Raw genomic sequence first — 9,603 nt, forward strand, 5'->3', positions numbered from 1 at the left:
GCCATCACGATGACCCCCGATGGTGAGGTGCTCGCGGAGCATCAAATCGACCCGAACAAGGGCTATCAGGCCAAGACGTGAAAAACGGGCGAACCCTCCTGCTGGGGGTTCAGCTGTCCACGATGTCGTGAGACATCACACAGAGGGGATGACGGGAATCGAACCCGCGCTATCAGCTTGGGAAGCTGAAGTTCTGCCATTGAACTACATCCCCAGGTGCACTGCAGCAGTGCTTCGCCAGTGTAGCGAACCGGCCACCTCGCTAGGCTGACCGCATGCTTCTGAGTGACCGCGACATCCGTGCCGAACTTTCGTCGGGCCGCATCGGCCTTGACCCCCTCGATCTGACGATGGTGCAGCCGTCGAGTGTTGATGTGCGTCTCGATTCGCTTTTTCGGTTGTTCGACAATCACAAGTACCCGTTCATTGACCCGGCGGAAGAACAGCCCGAGCTCACCCGTCTGGTCGAGTCGAAGCATGATGAGCCGTTCATTCTGCACCCCGGCGAGTTCGTGCTGGGTTCGACCTATGAGCAGGTGAGCTTGCCCGACGACGTCGCGGCGCGGCTGGAAGGCAAGAGCTCACTGGGCCGACTCGGCTTGCTGACGCACTCGACCGCCGGATTCATTGACCCCGGGTTTACGGGCCACGTGACGCTCGAACTGAGCAACGTGGCAACATTGCCGATCAAGTTGTGGCCGGGAATGAAGATTGGGCAGCTGTGCTTTTTCCGTCTCAGCTCGCCGGCCGAGAACCCCTACGGCACCGGCCAATACTTGAATCGCTACCAGGGCCAACGGGGGCCGACTGCCTCGCGCTCGTGGCTCAATTTTCACCGCACCGAGATCGCACCGTCAGCGGACTAGAGCGCGCCGAGCCGCACTCAGGCCGGTGCGAGGGCGGCGACGCGCGCGATGAGATCGCGTGAACTAAACGGCTTGACGATGTAGTCGTCGACGCCCGCGGCATAGGCGCGATCAATGTCGTGCTGCTGCGACTTCGCGGTTAGCATGAGCACCTTCGTGTGGTGTTCAGTGTCAGTCGAGCGGATGCGCTCGCACACGGCAATGCCATCCAGTCGCGGCATCATCCAGTCGAGAATGATGACATCGGGGGCACGGGTGCCAAACGATTCGAGGGCTCGTTCGCCGTCGGTGACGCTGTCGACCTCGTGACCCGCGCCTCGCATGCGGTTCTCGAGCAAGAGCAGCACGTCGGGTTCGTCTTCGACGATGAGTACGTGCGCCATAACGTCCCTCCTCGGGATCCGGTGACAGTCTGGCACGTTGACTTCGCGCGTGGGAGCCCTGTGGAGAGCGAGCCGCGCTAGTGTCGGCACACGGCAACGCTCTGACTCGCCTTCACTGAAGGAGCTCGCATGGATGCTCGTGGTCTCGCAGCGCGAATTCATGACCTCGACGCTCTCCCGCGTCGGTCGATCATCGCGGTCATGATTGCCGCCATCTTTGGCGTTGCCATGTGGAGCTTAAACGCTCAGAGCCCGGACTTGCCGACCGCCTTGTGGTGGCCCGCCATGGGCATGACGGTCATCGTCGTGCTCATGAGTCGCGGTCGGCGGCTGGCGGTCTTGTTGCCCATCTTTGTGGTGTTGACGACGGCCAATTTCTTGGGAGGCCGCCCGCTTGAGCTCGCCATCGCCTACGGGTTCGCAAACATCACGGAGGCGTGGATTGTGGTGCGATTGCTTACCCGTGGTCGGCGTCATGTGCCGTTCACGACGCTGCCGCACATCGGCCGATTCCTGATTGTTGCGGTCGTTGGCCCCATCACCTTCGCCGTCATTGCGGCGACGGCTGCCACCATTGTGCTCGGCGTCGACCCCATCGCTCTGGGGTTGACCTTCATGACGTCTCACGCGAGTGCACTGTTCGTCATTGTGCCGCTCGCGCTCGTTCCGCTCACCGTTCCGCGTCGCGCACCCCGGTGGGAGCCAATAGTTCAAAGTCTCGCTCTGGCGCTCCTCATCGCCGTGGTGTTCGTGCTCGTGCCGTCATACGCACTGACGTTTCTGATCATCACGACCCTCATGTGGGGAGCTTTTCGACTGCCTCCCCTTGTTCCGGCCGTGCAGTCATTGGTGCTCGCGTTGTTTTCGGTGGCCATGACCGCTTCCTTCATTGGCCCGTTTGGTCTGCTCGTCATCGACGACCTGCGAGGGGGTGTGATCGCACTGCAGTTGTTCATGATGACGCACGCTGCGGCAGGGCTTTTTGTTTCGGGGCAGAGCGCTGAGTGGTTCGCCAGCGCCGAAGCGCTTGCCGCCCGTGAGCGCGACGCGAATCGTGTTGCCGACGAACTCCGCGAACTCAATGAACAAAAAGACCACTTCATCGCCTCGGTCAGTCACGAATTGCGTACTCCCGTGACGAGCATTCTGGGGTTCGCCGAAGAACTGACGGACAATGATGATCGCGATACCGAGACGGCTACCGCCGGGCGCATCATCTATCGAAACGCCCGCCGGCTTGCTGACGTCATCGAAGATGTTCTTGAGCTCAGTCGACTGACCACGCAGTCAAGCACGAGACCCCTTGCTGAGTTCGACGTGCGGCGACTGCTTCACGACTGCATCGAAGACGCTACGGGCCTTGTTTCTCCCGCGAGAAACGTGCACGTTCAGGTGGTCGTGCCCGAGCATCCGGTCATCATGATGGGGGTGGAACAAGACCTTGCGAGAGTGTGTGCAAATCTTCTGTCGAACGCGATCAAGTTCAGCCCCGCGGGCGCGACCGTCACGGTGACTCTTGACGATGACGACCCCGATGAGCTCGAGTTTCGCGTTGCCGACGAGGGCCCGGGTATTCCTCTCGCCGAACAAGAGGCGGTCTGGGACCGCTTCTATCGCGTGCAGTCGCCGCGCCATAGTGATGTGCCGGGCACGGGCCTGGGTCTGCCGATTGTGCGGGCCCTCGTGCAGCAACGCATGGGCGGTTCAATCGAGCTGCACTCTGACGGTGAGCACGGCACGACCGTGGTCGTTCGCGCGCCGCGCCGCCGAGTGACGCTTGAGGGAAGTGGCGTTGAGTCTCGTCAGGACGACAGCGAATAGTCTCCCGACCACGCGGCAAGCTGCCATCCCAGCCACGGGCTGAAGGCAAACGGTGCCGCGGCCACTGCGGCACTGAGTTCGGCCGGGTCGAGCCACGCCCACTCCGCCACCTCGTCGTCGGCCGGGTTGACGTCACCGGTCGCACGCGCTGTGTAGACGGGGCAGATCTCGTTCTCGACGATTCCCGATGCGTCGACGGCGCGATAGCGAAAGTCGGGAAGAGCGACACGCACGTCGGTGAGGCTGAGCCCCAGTTCGCGCTCGGCGCGACGGGTGATGGCCTGCACGGCGTCTTCGCCGGGCGCCGGATGCCCGCAGAACGAGTTCGTCCAGACGCCCGGCCACGTCTTCTTGCTGAGCGCGCGGCGCGTGACGAGAACGCGACCGGCCTCGTCAAACACGTGGCACGAAAAGGCCAGGTGCAAGGGGGTATCGGTCGTGTGAACCGTCGCTTTGGGCGCCGTGCCGATCGCGGTGCCGTCGTCGGCGAGGAGGACGACAGTCTCAGGGTTTTCGCTCATAGGGCGGGGTAGTCTGCTCAGGTGAAGAGGAACGACCTGGAGGCGATCGCAGAGTCGCGAGCGGCCATGGTCGACGCTGTGCTGGAGCGCTTCTTCAGCCTATCCAAGAAGCGTGCGGCTCCCCTGGGAGACCACTATTTGCACTTGTGGGGCTTGCTCGAGCGCAACACTCAGGGGGGCAAGCGTTTTCGCCCGCGCATGGTCATGGCAGCCTATGCCGGACTCGGGGGCACCGACATGGATGCCGCGGCCTACGTCGGCGCGTCGTTCGAGCTGCTGCACACCGCGCTCATCGTGCACGACGACGTCATCGATCGCGATTTTGTGCGGCGGGGCATCCCGAACATCTCGGGCGCGTATCGCGACCACGCGGTTGATCGCGGCGTGAGCGTCGAGATCGCCGAACACCGTGGTGTGTCAGCCGCGGTTATTGCAGGAGACCTCGCGCTCTTCAATGCCTACCGCTTGATCGACAAGAGTGGCGTGAGTTCTCCGTTGCGCGAGCGCCTGCTCGATGTGCTTGATGAGGCGATGTTCGCGAGCGCTGCGGGCGAGCTCATTGACGTTGACTTCTCGATCGACCCTGACATGCCCCTCGTCGACGACATTCTCACGATGGAGCGTCTCAAGACCGCGGTCTACTCGTTCGAGACGCCGCTGCAAGCGGGAGCAATTCTCGCCGGGGCGAGCGAGCAGACGGTCGCCACGCTGGGCGATTTCGGTCGAGACATTGGCATCGCCTATCAAATCGTGGATGACGTGCTCGGGGTCTTCGGCGAAGAAGAGTCGACCGGCAAGACCACAATCGGTGATCTGCGCGAGGGTAAACGCACTGTCATGATCGCCTTCGCATGCTCGACGCCCGCGTGGGCGCGACTGTGTGACTTGATCGGCAAGGCCGACCTCAGTGCTGACGAGGCGGCCGAGGCGCGTTCGCTGCTCATCGAATGCGGCGCCCGCGCTTTCGCCGACGATCTCGCTCGCGGGTATGCCAATCGTGCGCTCGCGCGTCTCGCCGAGCCGCACATTCCTTCGTCACTGCGCGACGAGTTGCACCCCGTCGCTGAGACCGTGTTGAAACGGGTGAAATGAACCGCTTGAGCTTGTATGACCAGGTTGCCGACGAGACGGCGGGCGTGGTCATCCGTCGCTACTCCACCTCGTTCGGGCTCGCTTCGCGCTTGCTCGACCCCGCGGTGCGGCAGCACGTCGAGAACATCTACGCCCTCGTGCGGGTCGCCGATGAAATCGTCGATGGTGGTGTTGCCGAGGCGGGGCTCGACGCCGTGCACGCCGCGCGCTACCTCAACGAGTTCGAGGCCGAGACGAACGCGGCGATGGCATCGGGCTACAGCACCAACCTTGTGGTTCATGCCTTTGCCCGCACGGCGCGCGAGGTTGGCTTCGGCGAAGAACTGACCGAGCCGTTCTTTCACTCGATGCGCATGGATCTCACCGACACCGAGCACGACCAAGAAAGCTTCGACCGCTATGTCTACGGCTCGGCCGAGGTCGTCGGACTCATGTGTTTGCGAGCGTTCGTTCAGGGGATGACCATCGACGACGAACAGAATGCTCGTCTCGTTGCCGGTGCGCGCGCGCTCGGAGCGGCGTTCCAAAAGGTCAACTTCTTGCGCGACCTGTCGGCCGACTTCGAGACGCTCGGTCGCAGCTATTTTCCCGGCGTGAGCGTTGGCTCGTTTACCGAGGAGGACAAGGTGCGGTTGCTCGACGACATCGATGCTGATTTGCGCACCTCGGCCGCGGTGATTCCCGAGCTGCCGAAGGGCAGCCGCCGCGCGGTCGCCCTCGCTCAAGGACTGTTCGCTGAGCTTTCGGTTCGCCTGCGCCGCACGCCCGCCTCGCAGCTCATTCGCGCTCGCGTGCGAGTGCCCGATCCCGTCAAGGCCCGAATTGCACTCGGCGCGCTCGCCGGCCGCACCCCTCGTTCTCACCCTGCCGCAGCATCCCCCTCGATCGGAGCATCGTCATGACTCGCGTCGTCGTTATTGGTGGAGGAATCGCGGGGCTCGCGAGTGCGGCCTTGCTCGCGCGCGACGGCTACACCGTCACGCTCGTCGAGAAGCAGCCCGAGGTCGGTGGCCGTGCCGGATCGTGGGAGAAAGACGGCTTTCGCTTTGACATGGGCCCCTCGTGGTACCTCATGCCCGAGGTGTTCGATCACTTCTTCAAGCTGTGCGGCACGAGTGCCGCCGAGCAATTGCAGCTCGTGCAGCTTGACCCCGGCTACCGCGTCATCACGCAAGGCTTCGACACCCCCACCGACATCGCGGCCTCGCGGGCCGAGAACGTCGCCCTCTTCGAGTCGATCGAACCCGGCGCTGGTGCCAAGCTCGAGAAGTACCTCGACTCGGCTCTCGACACCTACGAGATGGCCAAGAAGCGCTTTCTCTACACGAGCTTCCAATCGTTCGGCCCGCTGATCCGCGGCGATGTGCTCAAGCGCACCGCCAAGCTCGTGCGCATGCTGCTGCAGAACCTCGACGCCTACGTCGCGAAGCGATTCACCGACCTGCGGTTGCGCCAGATTCTCGGGTACCCCGCGGTGTTCCTCGGCTCATCGCCCTTCTTGACCCCGAGCATGTACCACCTCATGTCGCACCTCGACCTGACGGATGGCGTGCTCTACCCGATGGGCGGATTCACCCGCCTCATCGAGCGCATCGCTGCGGTGACCGAACAGCAGGGTGTGAGCATCCGCACGTCATCGCCCGTGGCGCGCATCATCGTTGACCCCGTGACGAAGAAGGCCACCGGAGTCGAGCTCGAGGGGGGCGAGGTTCTCGAGGCCGACCTCGTGGTCTCAGCCGCCGACCTGCACCACACCGAGACGCAGTTGCTGCCGGCCGAGCTGCAGACCTACCCCCAGGAGTACTGGGACAAGAAGACGGCCGGCCCGAGCGCCCTGCTGTTGTACTTGGGCGTCAAGGGTGAGCTGCCTGAGCTCGAGCACCACACGCTGCTCTTCACGGCCAACTGGCGCGAAAACTTTGAGGCGATCTTCGGCCCGCAGCCCACGCTGCCCGACCCGGCATCGCTCTACATCTGCAAGCCCAGCGGGGTCGACCCCTCGGTTGCCCCGGAGGGCCACGAAAACGTCTTTGTGCTCGTGCCGGCTCCCGCAGAGCTGTCGTTCGGCCGCGGCGATGTCGATGGTGACGGTGACACGCCTCTCGAGGTCTATGGCGACCGCATCATCGCGCAGATCGCTGACTGGGCCAAGATTCCCGATCTCGCCGATCGCATTGTTGTGCGACGCACCTACGGGCCGGGCAACTTCAACGCCGACCTCAACTCGTGGCGGGGCACGGCTCTCGGGCCGGCGCACATCCTCTCGCAGAGCGCGTTCTTCCGCGCAGGGAACGTCTCGAAGAAGGTGTCGGGGCTCTACTACGCAGGCGGATCGACCATTCCCGGCATCGGTCTGCCGATGTGCCTCATCAGCGCCGAAGTGCTCATCAAGCGTTTGCGCGGTGACACCTCGACGGGAGCGCTCGCCGAGCCGCTCGAACCGACCGTTCGTCCGACCGCTGTCTCGTCGACGGGCGCGGCGGCAGCCTAAGGCATCGACGCGTCTCACCCATGAGCCCGATCAACTTCGCCTATATCGCGGCGCTCGCCGTGGCCCTCACCGGCATGGTGTTGCTCGACCGGCGGTTCTCGCTGTTCTTCTGGCGTGACCCGCGACGGGCTTCGATCGTGTTACCCCTCGGGGTTGCCTTCTTCTTGCTGTGGGATCTCGGTGGCATCGTTCTCGGCATCTTCTTCCGTGGTCAAACCGAGTTCATGACGGGGCTGCTGATCGGGCCGGAACTGCCGATTGAAGAGGTCTTCTTCTTGACGCTGCTCTGCTACAACACGATGAACGCGTACACGGCGGCGGGGGACTGGCTCGACGGCCGGTGGTCGCGGCGAGCATCCACTGCCCCTTCGACGGCAGGGGTTGACGGATGACCTACACCCTTCTCAACATCGTCTTTCTGGGCATCGTCGCGATTGTCGCCATCGCGGCAGTGGTGGCGCGTCGGGCGCCGCGCTGGCGCGCGGTCGGTCTCGCGGCCGTGCTGTTGCTCACGCTCACGGCGATTTTCGACAACGTCATCATCGGCACGGGACTCGTGGCCTATGACAACAGCTTGATCAGCGGCGTCTTCATCGGACTCGCGCCCATCGAAGACTTTGCCTACACGGTGGCCGCCCTCGTGTTGCTGCCCGCGGTGTGGGAGCTGCTGCGGCGTGCACCGAGCCGCCAGGATGGGGAGTCGTGAAGACTCTCGGCCAACTGTTCGTCAGCTCGCGCCCGCTGAGCTGGATCAACACGGCGTTTCCGTTCGCGGCGGCCTATCTGCTCACGACCGGACGCATCGACGCGGCCTTCATTATTGGCACGATCTACTTTCTGATTCCGTACAACCTCGCGATGTACGGCATCAATGACGTCTTTGACTACGAGAGCGACTTGCGCAACCCGCGCAAGGGCGGCGTAGAGGGGGCACTGCTCGACCCGAGCATCCACCGCACGACGCTGTGGGCTGCGGTCATCACGAACGTGCCGTTTCTCGTGGCGCTCGTGGTTCTGGGCTCGCCGCTGTCGTGGCTGGTGCTCGCCGTGAGCGTCTTTGCCGTCATCGCCTACTCGGCCAAGGGCTTGCGGTTCAAAGAGAAGCCATTCCTCGACTCGGTCACCTCGTCGACCCACTTCGTGAGCCCGGCGGTCTATGGCCTCGTGCTCGCGGGGGCGACCTTTACCCCCGCGCTGTGGCTCATTCTCGTGTCGTTCTTCTTGTGGGGCATCGCCTCGCACGCGTTCGGCGCGGTGCAAGACGTCATCGCCGACCGAGAGGGCGGGCTCGCCTCGATCGCGACCGTCATCGGCACTCGGGCAACGACGCGACTGGCCGTGGGCGCCTACACGCTCGCGGGCCTCTTGTTGCTCGGCACCGACTGGCCGGGGCCCCTCGCGGCCCTCGCCGCCGTGCCCTACGTCGTCATCACCGCTCAGTTTTGGACGATCACCGACGAGACCGCCGAGTTGGCCAACCGCGGCTGGAAGCGCTTCTTGCTGCTCAACTTCATCGCGGGCGCCATCGTCACGATGCTCATGATCTACTGGGCCATCAACCGCTGATTCGGCCCGCGGCTAGATTCCGCCCGCGAGCCCGATCGCCACGAGCAACAGCACGGGAGCGAGTCCGAGCAGGATGCTCACGCCGAGAGCGAGCGTCGCAATAGCGCGGCCGCCCAGGCGTGGCGCCGCGCGCAGCGCGAGTGCGGCCGCGACGCCCGTGACGCCGGCCACGACTGCCGAGACGATAAGCGCCCCGATCGTTAGCGTGATGGACTCGACTCCGGCAACCACGACGAGCCCCGACGCGACGACCGTCTGCAGAACGAAGCTGGCGATGGTCGCGGCGATGCCCCACCGCGCGATGCCCGCGGCGCGATTGGGCCCCGGGCGCAGGCTGCGCGCCAGGTCGGCGCCGAACGCCGAGAACGGGTCGGGCTCGCGGTGCGGACGACCGAGCCAGGCCGAGCCATCCCACCACTGCTCAAATCCGGGGCGGTCGAGCAGGGGCTGCCAGCCCGCCGCCGAGCGGTCGAGGGATTCGTCGATGCTGTCGAGACTCACAACTCGTAACGGTAGCTGAGCTCAGCCGGGTAATCCCCCCGCGCGGTGAGCTGCGCGGCCGCGGTGGCGAGGTGCTGCAGCGTCAGACCCAGCACTTGAGGGCCGAACGAGATGCGGCCCACGCCGAGCTCGGCCAGACGCTCGAGCGAGTGATACGCCGGATGCGCGAAGACGGCGATCGGCGCACGCACAGCGGCGACAGCATCCGTCAGCTGCTGTTCGGTCACGAGGCCGAGCATGAAGATGCTCGTGGCGCCCGCGTCGACGTAGGCGTTGGCGCGATCGATGGCTTCACTCCAGTTGTCGGGTGACCCCGCGAGCGTGTCGGTGCGCGCGTTGATCGCGAGCGGAACGCCCGCGGC

General features: G+C 64.4%; 12 protein-coding genes and 1 tRNA gene. 8 read left to right on the top strand and 5 right to left on the bottom strand.

Features of this window, described 5'->3' with window-relative positions:
- Positions 1 to 143 precede the first annotated feature (143 nt).
- Positions 144 to 214: transfer RNA gene (locus tag SFU54_RS09650), tRNA-Gly, on the bottom strand.
- Positions 215 to 275: 61 nt separating this feature from the next.
- Here SFU54_RS09650 and dcd point away from each other — a divergent pair.
- The gene (gene dcd / locus SFU54_RS09655; RefSeq protein ID WP_319016063.1) at positions 276 to 866 is read left to right on the top strand and encodes a dCTP deaminase; all 591 of its coding nucleotides are present in this window, start codon (positions 276 to 278) and stop codon (positions 864 to 866) included.
- 17 nt (positions 867 to 883) lie between these two features.
- On the opposite strand, the gene SFU54_RS09660 is transcribed toward dcd, so the two are convergent.
- Positions 884 to 1,249 carry a response regulator gene (locus SFU54_RS09660; protein WP_319016064.1) on the bottom strand — a complete coding sequence of 122 codons (366 nt, stop codon included), beginning with the start codon at positions 1,247 to 1,249 and terminating at the stop codon, positions 884 to 886.
- 129 nt (positions 1,250 to 1,378) lie between these two features.
- On the opposite strand from SFU54_RS09660, the gene SFU54_RS09665 reads away from it, so the two are divergent.
- Positions 1,379 to 3,070: an ATP-binding protein gene (locus SFU54_RS09665; RefSeq protein WP_319016065.1), complete on the top strand. Its 1,692-nt coding sequence runs from the start codon at positions 1,379 to 1,381 to the stop codon at positions 3,068 to 3,070.
- On the opposite strand, the gene idi is transcribed toward SFU54_RS09665, so the two are convergent.
- Positions 3,052 to 3,591 (bottom strand): isopentenyl-diphosphate Delta-isomerase, encoded by a 540-nt coding sequence (idi, locus tag SFU54_RS09670; RefSeq protein ID WP_319016066.1) that lies wholly within the window; start codon positions 3,589 to 3,591, stop codon positions 3,052 to 3,054. The genes SFU54_RS09665 and idi overlap by 19 nt on opposite strands.
- 21 nt (positions 3,592 to 3,612) lie before the next feature.
- Between idi and SFU54_RS09675 the strand changes: the two genes are divergently transcribed.
- From SFU54_RS09675 to SFU54_RS09700, 6 genes are read left to right on the top strand one after another with little or no spacing between them, the layout of a single operon-like run.
- Positions 3,613 to 4,683 carry a polyprenyl synthetase family protein gene (locus SFU54_RS09675; RefSeq protein WP_319016067.1) on the top strand — a complete coding sequence of 357 codons (1,071 nt, stop codon included), beginning with the start codon at positions 3,613 to 3,615 and terminating at the stop codon, positions 4,681 to 4,683.
- Positions 4,680 to 5,585 (top strand): phytoene/squalene synthase family protein, encoded by a 906-nt coding sequence (locus SFU54_RS09680; RefSeq protein ID WP_319016068.1) that lies wholly within the window; start codon positions 4,680 to 4,682, stop codon positions 5,583 to 5,585. The genes SFU54_RS09675 and SFU54_RS09680 overlap by 4 nt, the downstream gene beginning before the upstream one ends.
- Positions 5,582 to 7,174 (top strand): phytoene desaturase family protein, encoded by a 1,593-nt coding sequence (gene crtI / locus SFU54_RS09685; RefSeq protein WP_319016069.1) that lies wholly within the window; start codon positions 5,582 to 5,584, stop codon positions 7,172 to 7,174. The genes SFU54_RS09680 and crtI overlap by 4 nt, the downstream gene beginning before the upstream one ends.
- Before the next feature lie 20 nt (positions 7,175 to 7,194).
- The gene (locus SFU54_RS09690; protein ID WP_319016070.1) at positions 7,195 to 7,566 is read left to right on the top strand and encodes a lycopene cyclase domain-containing protein; all 372 of its coding nucleotides are present in this window, start codon (positions 7,195 to 7,197) and stop codon (positions 7,564 to 7,566) included.
- A complete protein-coding gene (locus SFU54_RS09695; RefSeq protein ID WP_319016071.1) occupies positions 7,563 to 7,880 on the top strand; it encodes a lycopene cyclase domain-containing protein in 318 nt (105 codons plus the stop codon). Before SFU54_RS09690 ends, SFU54_RS09695 begins: the two co-directional genes overlap by 4 nt.
- Entirely contained in the window at positions 7,877 to 8,740 is an 864-nt protein-coding gene (locus tag SFU54_RS09700; protein WP_319016072.1) for a prenyltransferase, read from the top strand. The genes SFU54_RS09695 and SFU54_RS09700 overlap by 4 nt, the downstream gene beginning before the upstream one ends.
- Positions 8,741 to 8,752: 12 nt before the next feature.
- Here SFU54_RS09700 and SFU54_RS09705 read toward each other — a convergent pair whose 3' ends face one another.
- Together SFU54_RS09705 and SFU54_RS09710 are read right to left on the bottom strand one after the other, a co-directional pair.
- Positions 8,753 to 9,241, bottom strand: coding sequence for a hypothetical protein (locus SFU54_RS09705; RefSeq protein ID WP_319016073.1), 489 nt, complete (start codon positions 9,239 to 9,241; stop codon positions 8,753 to 8,755).
- A partial coding sequence (locus SFU54_RS09710) for an isocitrate lyase/phosphoenolpyruvate mutase family protein (protein ID WP_319016074.1) occupies positions 9,238 to 9,603 on the bottom strand: 366 nt, incomplete at its 5' end. The genes SFU54_RS09710 and SFU54_RS09705, both read right to left, overlap by 4 nt.

Origin of the sequence: Microcella sp., assembly GCF_033763155.1 — a bacterium.
Lineage (GTDB): Bacteria > Actinomycetota > Actinomycetes > Actinomycetales > Microbacteriaceae > Microcella.

Bases quoted from the DNA above. Each gene is read 5' to 3' on its own strand.
- SFU54_RS09680 (WP_319016068.1), top strand. From the start codon at position 4,680: ATGAACCGCTTGAGCTTGTATGACCAGGTTGCCGACGAGACGGCGGGC.
- SFU54_RS09665 (WP_319016065.1), top strand. From the start codon at position 1,379: ATGGATGCTCGTGGTCTCGCAGCGCGAATTCATGACCTCGACGCTCTC.
- SFU54_RS09695 (WP_319016071.1), top strand. From the start codon at position 7,563: ATGACCTACACCCTTCTCAACATCGTCTTTCTGGGCATCGTCGCGATT.
- idi (WP_319016066.1), bottom strand. From the start codon at position 3,591: ATGAGCGAAAACCCTGAGACTGTCGTCCTCCTCGCCGACGACGGCACC.
- crtI (WP_319016069.1), top strand. From the start codon at position 5,582: ATGACTCGCGTCGTCGTTATTGGTGGAGGAATCGCGGGGCTCGCGAGT.
- dcd (WP_319016063.1), top strand. From the start codon at position 276: ATGCTTCTGAGTGACCGCGACATCCGTGCCGAACTTTCGTCGGGCCGC.
- SFU54_RS09660 (WP_319016064.1), bottom strand. From the start codon at position 1,249: ATGGCGCACGTACTCATCGTCGAAGACGAACCCGACGTGCTGCTCTTG.
- SFU54_RS09690 (WP_319016070.1), top strand. From the start codon at position 7,195: ATGAGCCCGATCAACTTCGCCTATATCGCGGCGCTCGCCGTGGCCCTC.